The sequence below is a fragment of the Sinorhizobium prairiense genome (assembly GCF_029201645.2).
Lineage (GTDB): Bacteria > Pseudomonadota > Alphaproteobacteria > Rhizobiales > Rhizobiaceae > Sinorhizobium > Sinorhizobium meliloti_A.
This window is the reverse complement of sequence record NZ_CP104131.1, coordinates 2,128,446-2,147,593: the sequence shown is the minus strand read 5'-3', so window position 1 is coordinate 2,147,593 and position 19,148 is coordinate 2,128,446. Positions and strand designations below refer to the sequence as shown.

At 62.7% G+C, this 19,148-nt stretch carries 20 protein-coding genes and 1 pseudogene; 8 read left to right on the top strand and 13 right to left on the bottom strand.

Going from position 1 to position 19,148, the window contains the following annotated elements; genetic code table 11:
* Positions 1 to 5: 5 nt before the first annotated feature.
* Entirely contained in the window at positions 6 to 416 is a 411-nt protein-coding gene (locus tag N0Q91_RS13045) for a VOC family protein (protein ID WP_100674532.1), read from the bottom strand.
* Between the two features lie 231 nt (positions 417 to 647).
* Here N0Q91_RS13045 and N0Q91_RS13040 point away from each other — a divergent pair, with 231 nt between their 5' ends.
* A complete protein-coding gene (locus tag N0Q91_RS13040; protein ID WP_018094513.1) occupies positions 648 to 1,250 on the top strand; it encodes a superoxide dismutase in 603 nt (200 codons plus the stop codon).
* Between the two features lie 94 nt (positions 1,251 to 1,344).
* On the opposite strand, the gene N0Q91_RS13035 is transcribed toward N0Q91_RS13040, so the two are convergent.
* On the bottom strand, positions 1,345 to 2,058 hold the full coding sequence (locus N0Q91_RS13035; protein ID WP_275596592.1) for a helix-turn-helix transcriptional regulator: 714 nt from the start codon (positions 2,056 to 2,058) through the stop codon (positions 1,345 to 1,347).
* A gap of 127 nt (positions 2,059 to 2,185) precedes the next feature.
* Between N0Q91_RS13035 and N0Q91_RS13030 the strand changes: the two genes are divergently transcribed.
* From N0Q91_RS13030 to N0Q91_RS13020, 3 genes are all read left to right on the top strand, one after another.
* Positions 2,186 to 2,824, top strand: a complete 639-nt coding sequence (locus N0Q91_RS13030; protein ID WP_100674530.1) for a LysE family translocator — start codon at positions 2,186 to 2,188, stop codon at positions 2,822 to 2,824.
* Between the two features lie 203 nt (positions 2,825 to 3,027).
* Positions 3,028 to 3,474 carry a c-type cytochrome gene (locus N0Q91_RS13025; protein ID WP_013844129.1) on the top strand — a complete coding sequence of 149 codons (447 nt, stop codon included), beginning with the start codon at positions 3,028 to 3,030 and terminating at the stop codon, positions 3,472 to 3,474.
* A gap of 122 nt (positions 3,475 to 3,596) precedes the next feature.
* Positions 3,597 to 4,511: a c-type cytochrome gene (locus tag N0Q91_RS13020; protein ID WP_275596591.1), complete on the top strand. Its 915-nt coding sequence runs from the start codon at positions 3,597 to 3,599 to the stop codon at positions 4,509 to 4,511.
* A 23-nt stretch (positions 4,512 to 4,534) separates the two neighbouring features.
* Here the strand turns inward: N0Q91_RS13020 and N0Q91_RS13015 are convergent, their stop codons facing one another.
* Together N0Q91_RS13015 and N0Q91_RS13010 are read right to left on the bottom strand one after the other, a co-directional pair.
* The gene (locus N0Q91_RS13015; protein WP_100674527.1) at positions 4,535 to 5,038 is read right to left on the bottom strand and encodes a GNAT family N-acetyltransferase; all 504 of its coding nucleotides are present in this window, start codon (positions 5,036 to 5,038) and stop codon (positions 4,535 to 4,537) included.
* A gap of 189 nt (positions 5,039 to 5,227) precedes the next feature.
* Entirely contained in the window at positions 5,228 to 5,641 is a 414-nt protein-coding gene (locus N0Q91_RS13010; RefSeq protein WP_018094518.1) for a MerR family transcriptional regulator, read from the bottom strand.
* A 286-nt stretch (positions 5,642 to 5,927) separates the two neighbouring features.
* On the opposite strand from N0Q91_RS13010, the gene bla reads away from it, so the two are divergent.
* A complete protein-coding gene (gene bla, locus N0Q91_RS13005; protein ID WP_275596590.1) occupies positions 5,928 to 6,818 on the top strand; it encodes a class A beta-lactamase in 891 nt (296 codons plus the stop codon).
* Positions 6,819 to 6,941: 123 nt separating this feature from the next.
* On the opposite strand, the gene N0Q91_RS13000 is transcribed toward bla, so the two are convergent.
* The 6 genes from N0Q91_RS13000 to N0Q91_RS12975 form a co-directional block, all read right to left on the bottom strand.
* Positions 6,942 to 9,275: a glucose/quinate/shikimate family membrane-bound PQQ-dependent dehydrogenase gene (locus tag N0Q91_RS13000; RefSeq protein ID WP_275598129.1), complete on the bottom strand. Its 2,334-nt coding sequence runs from the start codon at positions 9,273 to 9,275 to the stop codon at positions 6,942 to 6,944.
* Positions 9,276 to 9,505: 230 nt separating this feature from the next.
* A complete protein-coding gene (locus N0Q91_RS12995) occupies positions 9,506 to 10,978 on the bottom strand; it encodes a protein adenylyltransferase SelO (protein ID WP_275596589.1) in 1,473 nt (490 codons plus the stop codon).
* 167 nt (positions 10,979 to 11,145) lie between these two features.
* Positions 11,146 to 12,102 (bottom strand): homocysteine S-methyltransferase family protein, encoded by a 957-nt coding sequence (locus N0Q91_RS12990; RefSeq protein WP_275596588.1) that lies wholly within the window; start codon positions 12,100 to 12,102, stop codon positions 11,146 to 11,148.
* Positions 12,103 to 12,196: 94 nt separating this feature from the next.
* Positions 12,197 to 12,724, bottom strand: coding sequence for a DUF1697 domain-containing protein (locus N0Q91_RS12985; RefSeq protein ID WP_275596587.1), 528 nt, complete (start codon positions 12,722 to 12,724; stop codon positions 12,197 to 12,199).
* A gap of 12 nt (positions 12,725 to 12,736) precedes the next feature.
* On the bottom strand, positions 12,737 to 14,845 hold the full coding sequence (locus N0Q91_RS12980; RefSeq protein WP_275596586.1) for a S9 family peptidase: 2,109 nt from the start codon (positions 14,843 to 14,845) through the stop codon (positions 12,737 to 12,739).
* Between the two features lie 174 nt (positions 14,846 to 15,019).
* The gene (locus N0Q91_RS12975; RefSeq protein ID WP_275596585.1) at positions 15,020 to 15,910 is read right to left on the bottom strand and encodes a VOC family protein; all 891 of its coding nucleotides are present in this window, start codon (positions 15,908 to 15,910) and stop codon (positions 15,020 to 15,022) included.
* A 340-nt stretch (positions 15,911 to 16,250) separates the two neighbouring features.
* On the opposite strand from N0Q91_RS12975, the pseudogene N0Q91_RS12970 reads away from it, so the two are divergent.
* The 3 genes and pseudogenes from N0Q91_RS12970 (at position 16,251) to trhA (ending at position 18,003) form a co-directional block, all read left to right on the top strand.
* A pseudogene (locus N0Q91_RS12970) lies at positions 16,251 to 16,672 on the top strand (universal stress protein).
* A 59-nt stretch (positions 16,673 to 16,731) separates the two neighbouring features.
* Positions 16,732 to 17,076 carry a TraR/DksA family transcriptional regulator gene (locus tag N0Q91_RS12965; RefSeq protein WP_018094528.1) on the top strand — a complete coding sequence of 115 codons (345 nt, stop codon included), beginning with the start codon at positions 16,732 to 16,734 and terminating at the stop codon, positions 17,074 to 17,076.
* A 264-nt stretch (positions 17,077 to 17,340) separates the two neighbouring features.
* Positions 17,341 to 18,003 (top strand): PAQR family membrane homeostasis protein TrhA, encoded by a 663-nt coding sequence (trhA, locus tag N0Q91_RS12960; RefSeq protein ID WP_275596584.1) that lies wholly within the window; start codon positions 17,341 to 17,343, stop codon positions 18,001 to 18,003.
* 22 nt (positions 18,004 to 18,025) lie between these two features.
* Here trhA and N0Q91_RS12955 read toward each other — a convergent pair whose 3' ends face one another.
* From N0Q91_RS12955 to msrB, 3 genes are read right to left on the bottom strand one after another with little or no spacing between them, the layout of a single operon-like run.
* Positions 18,026 to 18,523, bottom strand: coding sequence for a hypothetical protein (locus N0Q91_RS12955; protein WP_100672001.1), 498 nt, complete (start codon positions 18,521 to 18,523; stop codon positions 18,026 to 18,028).
* A gap of 12 nt (positions 18,524 to 18,535) precedes the next feature.
* Complete coding sequence (locus N0Q91_RS12950; protein WP_157813666.1) at positions 18,536 to 18,682, bottom strand: hypothetical protein; 147 nt, start codon at positions 18,680 to 18,682, stop codon at positions 18,536 to 18,538.
* 31 nt (positions 18,683 to 18,713) lie between these two features.
* A complete protein-coding gene (msrB, locus tag N0Q91_RS12945) occupies positions 18,714 to 19,121 on the bottom strand; it encodes a peptide-methionine (R)-S-oxide reductase MsrB (protein WP_275596583.1) in 408 nt (135 codons plus the stop codon).
* Positions 19,122 to 19,148: the final 27 nt, after the last annotated feature.

The window sequence follows — 19,148 nt, the reverse complement described above, 5'->3', positions numbered from 1 at the left end:
GAAGGTCACGGTTCAAGCGGACGGACGACCACATCGGCGGACGAGCGCGTGTTCGGTCCGTGATAGACCGCTTCGACATTGTTGCCGTCCGGGTCGAGGAGAAACGCGGCATAATAGCCCGGATGGTAGCTTCGCTCTCCGGGCGGTCCATTGTCGGTGCCGCCATTGGCCAGTCCGGCATCGTAGAACCGCTGCACCGCATCGGGGCCCGAGGCCTGGAATGCGAGGTGGACGCGGGTGCGGTAATCCTCCGCCGCGTCGACGAAGAACTCGTCGAACGCAAAGAACTCGTCGGTCTCGTAGGTCGGCTGGTGGCCAAGCGCGCCGAGCACCGCCTGATAGAACCGCTTGCTCGCCCTGAGGTCCCCGACGCGAAGATGCACATGGTCGATGAGCCGTCCCTGGTGAAATTCCATCGTCTTCTCCTGTGGCACGGTTGGGCACATGCCCTCGATAACGTAAGATAGGACCGCAAGGCGGCGCGTCGAGGCGCTTGCGCGCGAAGGCGGAAGTCACGAAAGCAATGAAAGTATTTTGCGTGGGTTAGCGAAATTTTGGCGCTGCATCGGTTGCCTCCCTGCAAGGCGGTGCCTATGTTCCGCTGACAGATTTCCCCGACGAAATCCATGCCAAGAGGAGATGCCACAATGGCTTTCGAATTGCCGAACCTTCCCTATGACTACGATGCGCTTGCGCCTTACATGTCGCGCGAAACGCTCGAATACCATCACGACAAGCACCACCTCGCTTACGTGACGAACGGCAACAAGCTCGCCGAGGAAGCCGGTCTTTCCGATCTTTCGCTGGAAGATATCGTCAAGAAATCCTACGGCACCAACCAGCCGTTGTTCAACAATGCCGGCCAGCACTACAACCATGTCCACTTCTGGAAGTGGATGAAGAAGGGCGGCGGCGGCACCAGCCTGCCCGGCAAGCTCGATGCGGCGGTCAAATCGGACCTTGGCGGCTACGACAAGTTCCGCGCCGATTTCATTGCTGCCGGCGCAGGTCAGTTCGGCTCGGGCTGGGCCTGGCTTTCCGTTAAGAACGGCAAGCTGGAAATCTCCAAGACCCCGAACGGCGAAAATCCGCTCGTCCACGGCGCAACCCCGATTCTCGGCGTCGATGTGTGGGAACATTCCTATTACATCGACTACCGCAACGCGCGTCCGAAATACCTGGAAGCCTTCGTCGACAATCTCATCAACTGGGATTACGTCCTCGAGCTGTACGAAGCGGCTGCAAAGTAAGCACTGCTTTCTACCAGCGGGAAATCGGCCCGGCGCTTGCGCCGGGCCTTTCGTTTTGAGGGGCGGTTTTCAGCGGCCATCTCGTCACAGTTTTCTACCCGTCCGCCGCCTCGAGCGGCCGAACCGCATTCGCCTGCCATCCCGCAATCCACATCTGCCTCAGCCGGTTGCCTTCGCCGCGGAAATAGGCGTCGGCGGGTTCGCAGTGTTCAACGCGGTCGGCGCGGAAGTTGCGGATATCCTGCCGCAATTCGCACCACGCGACCATCATCGCGTGTTCGGAATAATAGATCAGCGCAAGCGGTAGTACTGTGCGCTCGGTCGCGCGCCCGAGCTCGTCGCGATAGTCCAGCACCAGCTTCTGCTCGTCACGGATCGTCCGCCGGATCATGGCCAAGTCGACCGCCGGCGGCGGCGAGGCGATCGTGCCCCAGGCGTGCAGCGCCTGTGACTGGAAGGCCTTACGCAGCGGTTCCGGCACGGCGCCGGTGATCTTCTGATTGACGCGCCGTGCCGCCGCCTTCAGCTCCTCGTCGCCCGTGCGAGCCAGAAGCGCAAGCGCCAGCACGATCGCCTCCGTCTCCTCGATCGAGAACATCAGCGGCGGCAGGTCAAAGCCGGGCCTCAGGATATAGCCGATGCCACGCTCGCCCTCGATCGGCACGCGCATCGCCTGCAGGGCGGCAATATCCCGGTAGATAGAGCGGGGCGTCACCTCCAGCGCGTCGGCGATTTGCGCCGCCGTCACCGGTGTACGGGCGAGCCGCAGCATCTGGATGATTTCGAAAAGACGCGACGCCTTGCGCATGAAGCGGCCTCTACCTGCTCACTCCTGACACGACCTTGTCAGTAGGAGAGAGATATAACACGCGCCAACGGGTTGAAACTAAACAATCCGCTCCTGGGATAGCACGGAAATCGGGTGAGCAACTGACATGACCTATGCGGAAAACCTCTGGCTCTTTTTCACCCTGCTCTTCGGCATCATCATCGTTCCCGGCATGGACATGGTTTTCGTCCTCGCCAATGCGATGACCGGCGGGCGCGCTTCCGGGCTTTCGGCAACGGCCGGAATCGTGGCAGGCGGCGTGCTGCACACGCTCTATGCAGCCCTTGGCGTCAGCGTCGTCCTGCATCTGGTGCCCCAGCTCTTCAACCTGCTGCTCGCTGCCGGCGCGGCCTATATCGCCTGGATCGGTTTTTCGCTCCTGCGCAGTTCCATCACCATCAGCGGCGTCGAAGGAGGGGCACGGCTGTCGCGTTGGGCGAGTTTTCGGCAGGGCGCCCTGACGAGCCTGATGAATCCCAAGGCCTATCTCTTCATGCTTGCGGTCTACCCGCAGTTCCTCAAGCCGCAGTTCGGCCCGGTGTGGTCCCAGGCGGCCGTCATGGCCGTGATGATCGCGCTGACGCAGCTTGCGGTCTATGGCGGGCTTGCACTTGCCGCCGGGCGCGGGCGTGATTTCCTCGTGGGCAGCCCCGGTGCCACGGTGACCATCGGCCGGCTCGCCGGTCTCCTCCTCGTCGTCATCGCCATCTTCACGGTATGGCATGGCTGGAGCGGGGCTGTTTAAGACGCCGTCGAACAAGTATAAAGATGAGTTCTGTAATCATATTTGAATATCTGAAGGCGTCGCCACGCAGCCAGGTATTGCGTCGGGAATTGTGCTGAATCGACAAGCACATCAAAAAAAGTTACTTCCGTAGAAAACCCAAAATGCCATCATGCCGGCGCTTGAACACCACGCCGCGGAAGCGGGTCAGACCGGAGAACATGATGAAGATACGAGCTCTTATGCTTGCCGCAGCCCTGGCGGGCCTGGGCGTGACCGCCGTGACGGCGGCCGACGAGCCGCAGGCGGTGCGTCAGCAGCTGATGAAAAAGGTGGGAAAGGCCACGGGCGAACTCAGCGGCATCGCCAAGGGTGAAAAGCCTTATGACGCCGAGATCGTCAAAGCATCTCTGGCGACGATAAGCGAGACGGTGAAGGTTTTCCCGAATCACTTCCCGGCCGGCTCCGAAACGGGAATGGAAACCGAAGCAAGTCCGAAAATCTGGGAGAACATGGAGGACTTCAAGGAAAAGGCCGCCAAGCTCGGCGGTGACGCAGAAAAGATCCTTGCCCAATTGCCGGCAGATCAGGCCGGTGTCGGCGCCGCGCTCGGCATTCTGGGAAAGGACTGCAGCAGCTGTCACGAGACCTACCGCCTGAAGAAGAATTGACGATCAGACGGTTCTTCCAACCCGATTTGAACCGCGCCGGTTCGCCGGCGCGATCTCTCCGCAAGCAGGTCGAAAAGCCCTCCGGCCGTTGTCATCCGCATTCGTGATTTCAAGAGGAGCCCATGGGCCGGCGCGCGAGGTATCTGCTTTCTGGTCTGGTCCTGCTGGTGGTGGCGGGAGGGAGTCTCGCCTGGTGGCTGACCAAGCCCGATCGCTGGGACGGCGCTCATTGGGAGGGGCTCGGCGAGCCCGATCTCGCCAATGGCGAACGGATCTTCTGGGCCGGCGGCTGTGTCAGCTGCCACGCCGCTCCGGGCGCCAAGGACGACCAGAGGCTCGTGCTTGCCGGCGGCCGCACCCTGAAGAGCCCTTTCGGCACCTTTTATCCGCCCAACATCTCCCCCGATGAAACCGTTGGCATCGGCAACTGGACGCTTGCGGAGTTCGGCGACGCGATGACCCGCGGCGTCGGAAAGGACGGCGAGCATCTCTATCCCTCCTTCCCCTACGGCTCCTATATCCGGATGACCGCGAAGGACGTGAACGACCTTTGGGGCTTCATGCAGACGCTGCCGAAGAGCGGCAACGCGACGCCTCCGCACGACCTGGCATTCCCCTACAATGTCCGCCAGGCGCTCGGAGCATGGAAGCTGCTGTATCTGAACGCGGAGCCGCGTACTCAGGTCAATACCGCCGACACCAAGCTCGCCCGCGGGCAATACCTCGTGGAGGGCCCTGGTCATTGCGGCGAATGTCACACGCCGCGCGATGCGCTTGGCGGCTTCGAGGAGGGCCGGTGGCTCACCGGCGCACCCAATCCCGAAGGCGAAGGCCGAATTCCCGACATCACCCCGTCTTCGAAAAGCATCGGGGGCTGGAGTGCATCCGACATCGCCTCCTATCTCGAAACCGGCTTCACGCCGGATTTCGACACGGTCGGCGGCTCGATGGTCGAGGTCCAGAAGAACATGGCGGAGCTGCCGGCCTCCGACCGCGATGCGATCGCGGCCTATCTCAAGGCGCTGCCGGCGCTGTAAACCGGAGCGACCCGCGGCCTCCGTCACCCGAGTCTCTGCAGGTAGCGCATGCCGGTTACCGGGCGCGGTACGAAACGCTCGGACTCGTAGAAACGGTGCGCCTGGAAGTTTCCGGTGGCGGCACTGACCGAGAGGTAGTCGCAGCCCGCCATTTTCGCCTGCTCGCGAGCCTTGGCCACGAGGTGGCGCCCGATGCCGGTGCCGCGGTGACCGGGGCGGACGAAGAGGTGGTGCATTTCCATGCCGCGGGCACCTTCGGCCGCCCGGTATTGCGGGACGAGAACGGCATAGCCGATCAACGCGCCGCCGGCTTCGGCGACCAGCGCCGTGATCCAGGGCGTGCGTCCGAAGAGATCCCGCTCGAGCTGTTCGGGCGTGACGGTTGCGGCATCGCCGTGATGGGCGGCAAGCTCGGCGACCATCTCGCGCAATTCGGCGAGATCACGTGGCTTGGCGCAACGGATCGTCACCATCGGCGCACGGGCCGACGGAACGGGCTGAAGGGTAGGGGTGACGGTCTGCAGCATTCTCGGCTCCTAATGGTTCTCTTCCGCCATCAGGTGCCGTGAAAAACAAAAGCCGCCTGATGGCGGCCTTGTTGAATATGATCAGCAGGCCGCTCCTATCGGAACAGCCAAAAATATACGCTGGAAATGGGCGCGTTCTTGATCATGCGCGTAGATTGTCCAAATCCCGGAATTTGTCAACGAGGAATTTCAATGCTCTTTTCCGCACAGCGAGTGGTCGGCAAGCGCGCGGATCACATGGCAATCGCCGATCGTGTGATCGCCATGGCAGGCGACGATGCGCTCGAGCTCATGCTCCAGCCTTCTGAGCCGGGCGATTTTTTCCCGCACGGAGGCAAGATGCTCGGTCGCGATGCGGTCCGCCTCGCCGCAGGGGCGTTCCGGATGTTCGCTCAATGCCAGAAGGTCCCGGATCGCCTCAATCGAAAGTCCGAGGTCGCGTGCGTGGCGGATAAAGGCGAGCCTTTCAAGCTCGTGCTTTTCATAGCGCCGCTGATTGCCCTCCGAGCGCTCCGGCGCCGCGAGCAGTCCCATCTGCTCGTAATAGCGGATGGTCGGGATTTTTACGCCCGTCCGCCGGGAAAGATCGCCGATCGTATACATGCGATGGCCCAGTGCTCCACATTTTGAAACTGCGTATTTCCAGACGGAAACCGCACACCGCTTTCTTATCCTCTAGTCTCTAGAGCTTTATATGGGCAGGACCTGCCGCCGATCAAGCTTGGAAAGCGGCATCCGAGGTTGATTCCGTGTCGAAGAGCGCAGCTTCGGGCACAAGCCCGCCGCAATCGCCCTTTAGCGATTCGACCGTCGGAATCGACAGGAATAATATTCCAGATCAATAATTTAGCTATGTCTCGGCGCTTGAGCCCCACAGACGGAGGAAGACATGCCTTTGCACATTACCCGCCGAGCAATGCTGGCCGCGTCGGCCATGCTCTATCCGGCATTCGTGCTCGGAACGCCCGCGAATGCGGCCGGTGGGGCGGAGGAAGACGTCACGGAACGACTTCGCCGGCTTGAAGAGCGCACCGGCGGACGCCTCGGGGTTGCCGTGCTCGACACCGAGACCAACATCTCGTTCGGGCACCGGGAGGCCGAGCGTTTCGCCATGTGTTCGACCTTCAAGGCGCTTGCGGCGGCTTGCGCGCTGGCACGCGTCGATCGCGGGGAGGAAAAGCTCGAACGGCGGATCACCTTCGGCAAGGAGGTCCTGCTGCCTCACTCGCCGGTGACGGAAAAGCATGTGGGTGGCAACGGCATGACGGTCGCGGAACTCTGCGAGGCGGCGATCACCATCAGCGACAATGCCGCCGGCAACCTGCTGCTCGAAAGCTTCGGGGGTCCCGAGGGCCTGAGGTCCTGGCTGCGCTCGATCGGCGACGAGACCACGCGGCTCGACCGAACGGAGCCCAAGCTGAACGAGGCCAGGAAGGGCGATCCGCGCGACACCACCACACCGGCCGCCATGCTCGACACACTCGGGAAATTGGTCCTGGGTCCGGTCCTCTCGCAAGAAGGGCGCCAGCAGCTCATCGACTGGCTGGTTGCGAACAAGACCGGCGATGCGCGGCTACGGGCGGGCCTGCCCAAGGACTGGCGGATCGGAGACAAGACGGGAACGAGTATGACCGGTGCCGTTTCGGATATCGCCGTCGCCTGGCCGCAGGGCCGTGGCCCGATCCTGATCTGCGTCTACATGGGCGAGGCCAAGGCGCCGCTCGACGACCTGAACCCTGTCTTCGCCGATATCGGCAGTATCGTCGCCGACATGGCCTGAGGCCTGTTGAGATTCCGGCCGCCCGCCGCCGCTTGTTTGATCGCCTCATCTCTGTGACAAGCACAGAGATGAGATTGCAGTCCTCAGGACGCCCATGCGGGCGCGCGCATTCCGGTTCGGGCGTCAGGGCAGCGTATAGGCGATGACATAGTCGCCCGGCTTGGTGCCGACCGAACCGTGTCCGCCCGCTACGATCAGCACGTACTGCTTGTCGCCGACCGTATAGGTCATCGGCGTCGACTGGCCGCCGGCAGGAAGCCGCGCTTCCCAGAGCTGCTCACCCGTGGTCAGGTCGTAAGCCCGGAAGTAATCGTCGACCGCGGCACCCAGGAAAGCGAGACCGCCCTTGGTTATCATGGGTCCTCCGATGCCCGGTACGCCCAGCTTGAAGGGCAGCGGCAGCGGCGTCATGTCGTAGACCGTGCCGTTCTTGTGCTTGTAGGCGATCTTGCCGGTTCTGAGATCGGCGCCTGCGACATAGCCCCATGGCGGGGCTTGGCAGGGAATCCCGAGCGGGCCGAGGAACGGACCCATAAAGACCCCGTAAGGTGCGCCTTCATTGCGGTTGAGGCCCTGTTCGCTACCCTTTTCGCCCTCGCCCTTCGGGGCGATCTGGTCGCGCGGAACGAGCCGCGAGGTGAAGGCGAGATAGGTCGGCATCCCGAACATCACCTGGCGTTCCGGGTCCACGGCGACCGAGCCCCAGTTGAAAGTCCCGAAATTTCCGGGATAGACGATCGTCCCCTCGAGGGAAGGCGGCGTGTAGCGCCCCTCGTATTTCAGCGATCTGAATTCGATACGGCACGCAAGCTGGTCGAACATGCTGATCCCCCACATGTCGCGCTCCATGAGCGGCGGGGGCATGAAGGTGAGGCCCGAGACGGGCTGGGTAGGCGCAGTAAAATCCTCTGGGATCGCGCCGCCGGGCGCCGGTACTTCCTCGATCGGGATAATCGGCTCCCCGTTTCGCCGGTCGAGCACATAGATGTCGCCCTGCTTGGTCGGTCCGACGAGTGCCGGCACGACGGTCCCGTCCTCTCTCGTGATGTCGAGCAGGGCGGGTTGGGCGGGCACGTCCATGTCCCAAAGGTCGTGATGCACGGTCTGGCGCACCCAGCGAACCGCGCCCGTGTTGATGTCGAGGGCGACGATGGAGGAGGAATATTTCTCCACATGCTCGCTGCGTCCCATGCCGAGCTGGTCGGGTACCTGGTTGCCCATGGGAATGTAGACGAGGCCGAGCCCCTCGTCATAGCTGAAGACCGACCAGCTGTTTGGCGAATTGGTGGTGTAGGTTTCACCCGGAGGCAGCGGCGTCGTCACGTCCGGATTTCCGCTGTCCCAGTTCCAGATGAGGGCGCCGGTGTTGATGTTGAAGGCGCGGATCACGCCCGACTGCTCCATGGTCGAATAGTTGTCGTTGACGGCACCGCCGATGATGATCTTGTCGCCGACGGCGACCGGCGGCGACGTCGAATAGTAATAGCCGGCCGGGTTGTACTTCATGCCCTGCTCCAGATGCAGGACCCCGTTATCGGCGAAGCTGGTGCACACCTCTCCATTCGTCGCGTCGAGCGCGATCAGGCGGGCGTCGGACGTCGGCAGATACACCCGTTCGGCGCAGGGGCTGCCGGGCGCCGCGGCCGGATCGGCCCAATAGGTGACACCGCGGCAGGTCTGGTGCTGACGGTCCGGGTTCATGCCGGAATTCGAATCGTACTTCCACTTCTCCTGGCCGGTGGCGGCGTCGAGCGCGATCGCCCAGTTGTGCGGTGTGCAGACATAGAGCGTGTCCTTCACCTTCAGCGGCGTCACCTGGTAGGTGGTTTCGCTGACGTCCTCCGGCAGCTTCACGTCACCGGTCTGATATTGCCATGCCACCTGGAGGTTCGAGACGTTCTCCGGGCGGATCTGGTCGAGCGGGGAATAACGCTGGCCGAAGGGCGTGCGCCCGTATTGGTGCCATTCGCCCGGCGGCACGTTACCCCCGAGATTCGGGTTTGCCACGACCTCGCCCGGCAGATCGCCCCTGATGTCGTGGGGGTTCTGTGTCATCGAAAACAGCGCAACGCCGATCGATAGAAGGCTGGCCAGGGCGAGCGGCCAGGCGCGCGCGCCGTATTGCTCGCCCGTGGGGCTGACGAAGCCGAGGGGGCGCCGTGTCCAGGGTGTGAGCAACCACAGCCCGAGCAGGATAATCACGCCGCCGCGAGGCCCGAGCTGCCACCAATCGAATCCCACCTCCCAGACCGCCCAGGCAAGCGAGCCCAGGACGACCAGCGCATAGACCCAGAGCGCGGCGGCGCGTCGGCGAAAGAGCAGAAACGCGGTGAGCAGGAAGCCCAGGCCAGCGACGAGGTAGTAAGGGCTGCCGCCGAGCAGCAGGAGCCGCGTTCCGCCCGCACCGAGGGCGAGGCCGATCACGGCAAAGACGATGGCGGTCAGGACGATGAGCATCAAGTAGAACTCCCGAGTTGAGGACGTGCGTGGGCACGACTGATTCCGCGGGCAGGCCCGGCGGGGCCTGGAGGAGAATGCGCATTGCCGATGACGAAGGCGCGGCTCCGTGCGGAGCCCGGTCGGTGCGCTATTTCGAAGTTAACGCAAAACGCGTGCCTTTCAATGGCCACAATCCGCCGGAGACCGAGATTGTCGGCGCATGGTCGCATGACGATCGACAGGGAGTGTCAGGTGCCGCAGAAGGTTTGGAGCACTTCCTCGCCCGGCTTGGGTGGCGCGGCGTAGGCTTCGCGGCCCGGCTGGTCCTCATAGGGACGGGAGGTCACGTCGACGAGCGCTTCGAAAAGCGAGAAATCCGCGTCTTGCGTTGCCGCATCGATCGCCTGTTCCACCCGGTGGTTGCATGGAATGAAGGCGGGATTGACGGCGCGCATCGCGGCAGCGCGTTCGGTCGCCGGCTGCGGTTCGCGTTCGAGCCTTCGGCGCCAATCCACGAGCCAGGGTGAGAGTGCCTGCGGTTCTTCGAAGAGGCTTGCAAGCTCCGTATCGGCGGCCGCGTTTTCCGCGGATGCCGCCAGCCGGCGGAAGGTGAGAGTGAAATCGGCTTTCCCGTTCTGCATGAGCGTCAGCAGCGACTGAACGAGGTCGAGATCCTCGTCTTCGTCCGTGAACAGGCCGATCTTGCGCCGCATGCCGCCGAGCCAATGGTTCTGGAAGATACTCCCGTATTCGCCAAGAGCGTCGTTGGCGAGGTTCACGGCCGTGTCCGCCACGGGATCGAACAGCGTCACCAGCGTCTCGGCGAGGCGGGCGAGGTTCCACTGACCGATCGCCGGCTGGTTGGCATAGGCATAGCGGCCGAACTGATCGATCGAGCTGAACACCGTTTTCGAATCGTAAACGTCCATGAAGGCGCAGGGGCCGAAATCGATCGTTTCGCCCGAAATCGTCATATTGTCGGTATTCATCACCCCATGGATGAAGCCGACATGCAGCCAGCGCGCGATCAGTGCAGCCTGACGCGCCGCGACCGCCTTGAAGAGCGCGAGATAGGGTTTCTCATCCTTCTTCAGTTCCGGATAATGACGGTCGATCACATAATCCGCGAGCGTCCTTATCGACTCCATGTCGCCGCGTGCCGCGAAGAACTGGAACGTGCCGACACGAATGTGGCTTGCCGCGACCCGGGTGAAGACGGCGCCCGGCAGGATCTGTTCGCGGTAGACGGGCTGACCCGTGACCGTGGCAGCCAGCGCACGGGTCGTCGGCACGCCGAGCGCGTGCATCGCCTCGCTGACGATATATTCGCGTAGGACAGGCCCGAGCGCCGCCCGTCCGTCGCCGCGGCGGGAGTAGGGTGTCTGGCCGGCTCCCTTGAGCTGGATATCGCGTCGCCGTCCGCCGGCGTCGGTCACCTCTCCGAGCAGGATGGCACGTCCGTCGCCGAGCTGCGGCACGAACGCGCCGAACTGGTGGCCCGCATAGGCCATGGCGAGCGGTTCGGCACCTTCGGGGACGAGATTACCCGAAAAGATCGCCGCGCCGTTGCGTTCGAGCGCTTCGGAGTCGAGCCCAAGCTCGACGGCCAGCGGACGGTTGAGCTTGATCAGCCACGGTTCCGCCACCGGCGTCGGCTCCACACGGGCGTAGAAATTGGCCGGCAGCCGGGCGTAGCTGTTGTCGAAGCGGAATGCGGTCATCTTTGAAATTGGCTGCGTTGGAACGGAACTCATCACGATACAGCGGCACGCGGAAAGTCGGCCGCCCTTTCGCAGCAAGTCTACACGAACCCCGCGCTTTTCGCGAGGTTTCGGCCTGGACGCCTATATGAGCCCCCTCGCTCCTTCATGCGAAGGGGCAGTCGCGATCAGGCACTGAGCGCCGCTCGTGGCAGGCACGCCTCGCAGATCGCCGCCATGTGCCGGTGGTCGGTACCGCAACAGCCGCCGAGCACCCGCAAATGCGGCAGGCGGCCGGTGAGCGAACGGTAACGCTCTGCAAGGTCGCACGCGTCGCCCGCATCCAATGTCTCGCTCTCGTCGAGTTCGGCATGGCTCTTCGTCGAGGCATTGGCGCGAATGCCGCCGATCCGCCGGACCCAGGCGCTCTGCCGTTCCAGCACATTCTCGAAATGGGTCGGATGGGCGCAATTGATCATGTAGTAGTGCGGATAACCGCCGGTCTCGGCGTCCACCGTCTCGATCGCGTGCTGTAGCGAGCGACCGGTAACCAGGCGGCCGTCGGTCTCCACCGTGAAGGAGATGGCGCAGGGCATGTCATGGCCCCTGGCGGCCCGGACGACCCCGATCGCCTCCTCGGTATTCGTCATCGTGACTGCCGTGATCATGTCTGCTTGGCTGTCGGCAAAGGCGGCGACCTGGGCGGAATGATAGTCCTCCGCTTCGTCGGCCGTAATCCGGCCCGCCTGATAGCCATCGCCGCGCGGGCCGATCACGCCATTGAGGACGACCGGAGCCTGCGGCCGCTCGTACTCGGTGCGCAACCCCGTGAGGAGATCAACGGCATCCTGATTGACCTTTCTCAATGCCGCCGCATCGTAGCCGAGTTTTTCACCCCAATCGGCATTGGCGCGCCATGTGGCGGTATCGAGCACGAAGCCGGTGCCGTGGCGCCTGGCGATTTCGAGATAGCGCGTGTAGTAGCGCAGAAGCCGCCGCCGGCCTTCCGCCGTCGAGAGCAGGACGAAGGACGCGAAATGCGGGAGTTCGATCCCCTCCTGGAAGATCAGCGCGGTCTCCATGCCACCGTCGCTCAAGAACATGCCGCCCCGTACAAGCGGCAGATCGTGTCTGTACCTGGCCAAGTCCTCCACCTTTATCCCTCCTTGCGTTTGTTCTCCTGCCAAATTGGCAGGGGCGCAGCAGAGTATGCACAGGTGTCGGCGTCTCGCTGTAACGTCAGGAACCCACTTCCATCGCGGCGGCCATTTCCGCCAGCTTGCGTATTGTGTTGAGATTGCGCGCCGTGCCCGGTCTGAGCGCCGGAAGCTTCAGCTTCGATCGTCCGGATCCATTCGGATAGTGGATATAGATTTCGCGCCCGTCGATCCGCACCTTTTCTCCATCGGGTGCCACCAGCTTGTCGAGCGCGTCGCGGGGAGGCGGCTCCGGCAGGAAGGTGATCAGCAGCAAGTTCGGCTTGGCATCGAGAAACCGCTCCGCCCTGGCGGCGACGTCCTCCAGTTGGCGGCGGCTGCGGAGCAAGACTTCCGGCGCCTTGCCCATTTTCGCCGCCAGCGCCTGTTCGAGTTTCGCCTGCACTGCGGGCTCAGGCAGGTCAGAGCGAAAAACGACGTTGCCGCTCTGGATATAGGTCTTGGCCCCCGCGAAGCCGAGCCCATCGCAGGCGGCCCTCAGGTCCGCCATCGTCAGCTTGCCGGTGCCGCCCACATTGACGGCCCTGAGCAGTGCTACATAGACCGGCACCGGCTCTTCCCCTTACGCCTTGCCTGCGACCTTGATGGCGAAGGCATATTCGAAGGCGATCTCCTCCAGCCGCTGAAAGCGACCGGAAGCGCCGCCGTGGCCGGCGTCCATGTTGGTCTTGAGCAGGATGGGTTCGCTGCCGGTCGTCTCCTCGCGCAGTTTCGCCACCCATTTTGCCGGTTCCCAATAGGTGACGCGCGGATCGGTCAGGCCTCCGAGCGCCAGAATGGCGGGATACGGCCTGGCACCGACATTGTCGTAGGGCGAGTAGCTCGCGATGATGTCGTAGAACTCCGGGCTGTCGATCGGATTGCCCCATTCGGGCCATTCCGGGGGTGTCAGCGGCAGCGTGTCGTCCAGCATCGTGCTGAGCACGTCGACGAAGGGCACCGCGGCGATGATGCCGCGGAACTTCTCCGGCGCCATATTGGCGATGGCGCCCATCAGCATGCCCCCAGCCGAGCCGCCCTCGGCGACGATGTTCGCGTAGGAGGTGAACTTCTCCTGATTCAAATAATCGGCGGCTGCGATGAAGTCTTTGAACGTATTGGTCTTCTTCGCCATCTTGCCGTCTTCGTACCAGTGGAAGCCCTTGTCCTTGCCGCCGCGGATATGAGCGATCGCATAGACGAAGCCGCGGTCGACGAGCGACAGGCAGTTGGTGTTGAAGCTGGCGGGAATGGTGATGCCGTAGGCACCGTAGCCGTAAAGCAGGCAAGGGGCGGATCCGTCGAGCGGTGTGTCCTTGCGATAGAGCAGGGTGACCGGCACCTGCTCGCCATCATGCGCCGGGGCGAATACCCGGCGGGTCACATAGGCGTCCGGATCGTGCCCGGAGGGGACTTCCTGCGTCTTGAGCAGCGTGCGCTTGCGCGTCTGCATCTCGTAGTCGAACAGCTGCGAAGGCGTCGTCATCGACGAATAGGAGAAGCGGATGATGTCGGTGTCGTATTCGGCCGCACCCGAAAGCCCCAGAGAATATGCCTCCTCGGCGAATGCGATGGCGTGTTCCTCGCCGGTGCGGCGGTCGCGGATGACGATTTCCGGCAGCCCGTTGCGGCGCTGCAGCCAGACCAGATGCCGGGCATAGGCCATATGGCTGAGGATCAGCGTTCCCGGCTTGTGCGGCACGACCTCGCGCCAGTTTTCCTTCTGCGGCGCTTCCACCGGCGCTTCCATGATCTTGAAATCCTTGGCGCCGTCGGCATTGGTCAGAATGTAGAAGACGTCGCCGCCCTCGGTCATGGAATATTCAAGACCGGTTAAGCGCTCCGCCACGATCCTGGGCTCCGCGGCAAGGTCGCTGGTCGGGATGAGCCGGTACTCGCTCGTCTCGTGGTCATGGATGTCGATATAGATGAAATCGTCGAGGAGCGAACCGCCGACAGACATGAAGAAGCCGGCATCGGGCTCCTCATAAACCAGCCGGTCTTCCGACTGCGGCGTGCCGATGACGTGGTGGAAGATCTTCGATGGCCGGTGGTTCTCGTCGAGCACGGTATAGAAGAAGCTCTTGCCGTCCGGCGCCCAGGCGCCGCCGCCGCCCGTATTTTCGAGCAGGTCCTCGAGGTCCTCGCCGGTCGAAAGATCGCGCACCTTCAAAGTGAAATATTCCGACCCTTTGTCGTCGTACCCCCAGATTCCGCGGGAATGATCGCTCGAATGGTCGAGCCCGGCGATACGGAAATAGGCCTTACCTTCAGCCTCCCTGTCGCCGTCGAGCAGCACCTTGCGGATCGTCTCGTCGCCCGCTGCACCCTCGCGCGGGATCCGGAAATAGCGCGGATGCTCGCCGCCGGTGACGTAGGACGTCCCGTAGGCAAAAGGGCCATCCTTCATCGGAACCGATGAATCGTCTTCCTTGATCCGGCCGCGCATTTCGGCAAACAGCGTCTTCTGCAGGTCCTTCGTGTCGGCCATCGCGGCGTTCATATAGGTATTCTCCGCCTCCAGATGGCGGCGGATTTCGGGATCCAGGATCGACGGATCCTTGAACATGGCCTGCCAGTTTTCGGCCCTGAGCCAAGCGTAATCGTCGGTGCGGGTCATGCCGTGGCGGGTATCCGTTGCCGGCTTTTTCGGGGCGACGGGTGCGGCGGGCAGGTTCTTGAATACGGACAAGGCATGTCTCCGGGATCGGTCCTGCTGCATGTCTTCCGGAGGGGAAAACAGGCAGCAGATTAATGCGCTACAGCGACCTCTTGCGCGTCTGACGAGACGTGCGGCGCCGTATGGGGAGACAATGAGATAGAGGGCACCAGCGCGGCGATCAAGCGGAAAGGGCCGCCGAGACGCCTAGGCGACGAGTTTGAGGCCGATGCCCCACGGGTCGGTGAGGCTATGCGTGTCGCCCTGCCTGTCCCTCGCTATTTCGAGCGCGTCGAGCTTCTGGATCGCCGCGTCGAGGGCCTCCGGGTCCCGGAAGCGGATCGTGTAGTCGGCGAGACCGGTCATGTTGCCCTGGCGTTTCGGCGCTCCGCGAGAATTCCAGATATTGGCCGCCACGTGGTGATGGTACTTGCCGGTCGCGAAGAAGCTGGCTCCAGGGTAGCGTGCCATGAGGTCGAGCCCCAGGCCATTGCGGAAAAAATCGTCCGCCTGCGGGATATCCGAGACCTGGAGGTGAATGTGACCGATCGTGGTGCCGGCCGGCAAGCCGTCCCAGCTGTTCTTCGGCACCTCGTCGTAGAGTGCCTGCAGATCGAGCGGCAGCGTGTTCATTGCCACCATGCCGTCCGCTCCGTAATTCCATTCGGCGCGTGGGCGATCGCGATAAATCTCGATTCCGTTACCCTCCGGATCAGCGAGATAGATCGCTTCGCTGACGAGGTGATCGGAGGCTCCCTGCAACTGCACCCCGTTTTCGGCGGCGTGCACGAGCCAGTGTCCGAGCTCGGTACGGTCCGGAACCAGGAATGCGTGATGGAAGAGACCGGGTGCACTTCGCGGAGCCCTTACGGCATTGCCGTCGCCCGTCAATGTGAGCAGCGGTCTTCCGGCGACGCCGAGCGTCACGCCGCTTTTGTTCGCCTCGATCGGCGACAGACCGATTATCCGCTGGTACCAGGACGAGACCGTCTCCAGGTCGCTGACGACAAGATGCGACCGATCGACATAAGCGGGCATCGCGGTCGCGTGATCGGCGGGAACGCTGGCCTGCGGCTTCGGTTGTGCGGTGTCCTTCATCCTATTCGCCTTTCGGACAGCGGGAGGGCGACGCCCGAGACTGTGATCTGCTGCCCTGATCCAATATGAGCACGTCAACACGTAGGCGAAAGCTCTTTTATTACTTGATGTTGTGTTCGACAAACGTTGACAGTCGCCGCGGCCGCGCTACCTTTAACGGTGGGAGCGATGGGAGCAGTGGGGCGGTCACTTTGATCCAAGTCAAGGCCCGTACAGCCGTCACCGTGCGATATCGGTCCGGCGCAGGACGGCGTACGTGATGTGGTTTCCGTCTCTATCGGGAGCCAGAGGCCGTCGCATTCGGCGTGCGACGTGGTAACATAGAAAAGGACGTAGCAGCATGTACAGGAAGATCATCGTGCCGATTGCCATGGATCAACTGGAGCACGGCGAGTCCGTCCTTGGCATTGCCGAGAAACTGATCGACGAGGGGGAGAGATCATTCTGCTCAACGTCGTCGAGGATCTCAACGCCTATGCACAAGGTTACATGATCGTCGATTTTCCGCTGGAGATGATCGAGGAATCGCGCAAGCACGCGGTCAAGACCCTGGAAGCGCTGAAAACCAAGCATGGCATCAACGGACGCGTCGAAATCCGCACCGGCGGAGCTGCCGGCAGCATCAATGCACTGGCCGAGGAAGAGAAGGCCGACCTGGTGATCATCGCGTCCCACCGCCCGGGCCTGATCGACTATTTCATCGGGTCGACCGCCAGCCGTGTCGTCAGCCATTGCCCCTGCGCGGTTCTCGTCGACCGGTAACACTGGGAATAAACGGCACGGTGCAGGCCCCCTGCGCCGCGATCCGAAGGAGTCACGCAATGGATAAGTATGCGCTTGACGACTTTCGCGAACAGCTTTTGCGCCGCAAACGCGAACTTCATGGCCGGTTGGTGCAGATAGAGGAAGATCTCGAGCAGCCGATGAATGCCGATGTGCCGGATCGCGTAACGGAACGGGAGAGCGATGAGGTCCTGGAGGGACTCGGCCTGGCCGGCCAGGGCGAAATTCGCGCGATCGATGCTGCACTCAACCGCATCGAAGCAGGGACCTTCGGCATTTGCGTGCGTTGCGGCGACCCCATATCCCCGGAAAGGCTGCGCGCCGTGCCGCATGCTCCGCTCTGTCAGACCTGCGCCGCCGAGATCGCGACCGGCGGGAGATAACCGCCCAAAGATCCCACCTGCTCCAGAGGAAGCCGTTTGCCGCACGCTCCGGCGAAGGGTGCGGTATTTGTTGTAATGCGTTGCAAAAGTTGATCCTTTCGCCCGATCCTGGTGCTTTGCCGTGCCGCCGGCCTGTGGCAGGATGAACCGAACCAGGTGATCTTGCGGTGTTTCGAACCGTTCGAATCCGCCGTGATCGATCATGAGGTATTTCGTTGCTGCTGCAGGCTGCACGGATATCGAAAGCGGAGCGGGAGGGGCCGCGTGAAGGTTGCCGGCGTCAAATGGGACTACGACCGATCGGAGATGATCGCCGACGCAATCGTCCATGGGATCGGCCTTTCGGCGGCGCTCGTCGGTGTTACCGCCCTGATCTTTTACGCCACCGTCTGGAGCACGTCCGGGCAATTGGCCGCGGCTTCGATCTATGGCGGCGGGCTCATCGCCGCTCTGTCCATCTCATTCGTCTATAATCTCTTTCCGGTCGGCCGGGCCAAGTGGCTGCTGCGTCGGCTGGACCACTCCGGAATCTTCGTGCTGATCGCTGCAACCTACACGCCGTTTCTGCAGCACGGCTGGGATGATCCGTTCCTCTTCTCGATGCTGGTCGCCATCTGGCTTATCGCAGCCGCCGGCATCGCCATGAAGTGCCTCCTGCCGGGGCGCTTCGATCGGCTGGCGATCCTGCTTTATCTCGCCATGGGCTGGAGCGGCTTGCTCGCCGCGAAATCCCTCTTTACCGCCTTGAGCGCAACGACGCTCACTCTGATCGTCATTGGTGGCGTCATCTATTCGGTCGGGGTCATCTTCCATGTCTGGGAGCGCCTGCGCTTCCAGAACGCCATCTGGCACGGCTTCGTCGTCACGGGAGCTGCTGTGCACTATTCCGCAGTCCTGACCTGCATCAGCAGCGCCGCCGTATCTTAAGCTTGGAGTCAGAGCTGCAGCTTCAGTCTGCAGCAGGCTGACATTCTTCCGACGGCCTGAGTGCCGAGGCCATACGCGAGATGACCCCATCGAAACTGGTCAGTTTGCTCTTCCGATACTGGAGCCTGAAATAGGCGGCGCTGCCGTCGCAGAGCGCAATCGCCCGCGTATAGAAGACGTCGCTCTCGCGCGCGCCGGAAAAGCTCGCCCAGGCGGACGTGACGCGCGAGAAGATGATTCGCCAGTCGTCCTGCTTCTCGTAGCCGATCCTTTCGGCGACGTCGGTTTCAAAGTCGCCATCCGGCGGATGGGTGCCGAACACCATGAGCGTCGCACCGTTGTCATCGGCGTGAAATCTGACACCGTCGCCGTTATCGGCCTCGAGGCCCATCTCGAATCCGGGCGGGATGTCGACCGTGTAACCGAAGCGGGGATTGGCGTAAGGGTGCCAGTCGTCCTCGGCGACAGCGGGCGAGGCAAGCGTCACGAGGAGCAGAGATGCGATACAGGCACGGCGCATGCGGGGCGTCCTCTAGGCTTCGTTCGACCTGCCGCTTCTCCTCACCGCGCCGCGCGTTTTGTTCTGGACGCCGAGGGCCGCCGCAACGGCTTTGAACTGCTGCACCATCTTATCTTCAAAACGTTCCGGCTTTAAGGGCATGCGGTAGACCACACGCATGCTGGAAAGTGCCGCCGAAACAGGCCCGTGGTCAATCCTCCTCGAATGTCATCGCGGTGCCGTTCAGGCAATAGCGCAGGCCCGTCGGTGGAGGCCCGTCGGGAAAGACATGGCCGAGATGGGCGTCACAATCGGCACAGCGAATCTCCGTTCTGACCATGTGGTGCGAGCGGTCCACATATTCAGAGATCGCGTCCGGTTCGACCGGGGCGAAATAGCTGGGCCAGCCGCAGCCGGAATCGAACTTGGTATCCGAGCGGAACAGCGCGCGGCCGCAACAGACGCACTTGTAGGTGCCATGCCTTTTATTGTCGAGGAAGGGGCCGGTGAAGGGTCGCTCGGTGCCATGTTCGCGTGTGACGCGGTACTGCTCGGGCGTCAGCGCTGCCCGCCACTCCTCGTTCGTCTTCGTAATCTTCGGCATCCGGTTTTCGGACATGGCTGCGCTCCTTTCGATTGCAGCGAA

Coding starts and splice junctions, on each gene's coding strand:
- N0Q91_RS13030 (WP_100674530.1), top strand. CDS start 2,186: ATGACCTATGCGGAAAACCTCTGGCTCTTTTTCACCCTGCTCTTCGGC.
- N0Q91_RS13035 (WP_275596592.1), bottom strand. CDS start 2,058: ATGCGCAAGGCGTCGCGTCTTTTCGAAATCATCCAGATGCTGCGGCTC.
- N0Q91_RS13015 (WP_100674527.1), bottom strand. CDS start 5,038: ATGCTGCAGACCGTCACCCCTACCCTTCAGCCCGTTCCGTCGGCCCGT.
- N0Q91_RS13025 (WP_013844129.1), top strand. CDS start 3,028: ATGAAGATACGAGCTCTTATGCTTGCCGCAGCCCTGGCGGGCCTGGGC.
- N0Q91_RS12975 (WP_275596585.1), bottom strand. CDS start 15,910: ATGAAGGACACCGCACAACCGAAGCCGCAGGCCAGCGTTCCCGCCGAT.
- N0Q91_RS12965 (WP_018094528.1), top strand. CDS start 16,732: ATGGATAAGTATGCGCTTGACGACTTTCGCGAACAGCTTTTGCGCCGC.
- N0Q91_RS13010 (WP_018094518.1), bottom strand. CDS start 5,641: ATGTATACGATCGGCGATCTTTCCCGGCGGACGGGCGTAAAAATCCCG.
- N0Q91_RS13045 (WP_100674532.1), bottom strand. CDS start 416: ATGGAATTTCACCAGGGACGGCTCATCGACCATGTGCATCTTCGCGTC.
- N0Q91_RS13000 (WP_275598129.1), bottom strand. CDS start 9,275: ATGCTCATCGTCCTGACCGCCATCGTCTTTGCCGTGATCGGCCTCGCC.
- msrB (WP_275596583.1), bottom strand. CDS start 19,121: ATGTCCGAAAACCGGATGCCGAAGATTACGAAGACGAACGAGGAGTGG.
- N0Q91_RS13020 (WP_275596591.1), top strand. CDS start 3,597: ATGGGCCGGCGCGCGAGGTATCTGCTTTCTGGTCTGGTCCTGCTGGTG.
- N0Q91_RS12950 (WP_157813666.1), bottom strand. CDS start 18,682: ATGCGTGTGGTCTACCGCATGCCCTTAAAGCCGGAACGTTTTGAAGAT.
- N0Q91_RS13040 (WP_018094513.1), top strand. CDS start 648: ATGGCTTTCGAATTGCCGAACCTTCCCTATGACTACGATGCGCTTGCG.
- bla (WP_275596590.1), top strand. CDS start 5,928: ATGCCTTTGCACATTACCCGCCGAGCAATGCTGGCCGCGTCGGCCATG.
- N0Q91_RS12995 (WP_275596589.1), bottom strand. CDS start 10,978: ATGACCGCATTCCGCTTCGACAACAGCTACGCCCGGCTGCCGGCCAAT.
- N0Q91_RS12955 (WP_100672001.1), bottom strand. CDS start 18,523: ATGCGCCGTGCCTGTATCGCATCTCTGCTCCTCGTGACGCTTGCCTCG.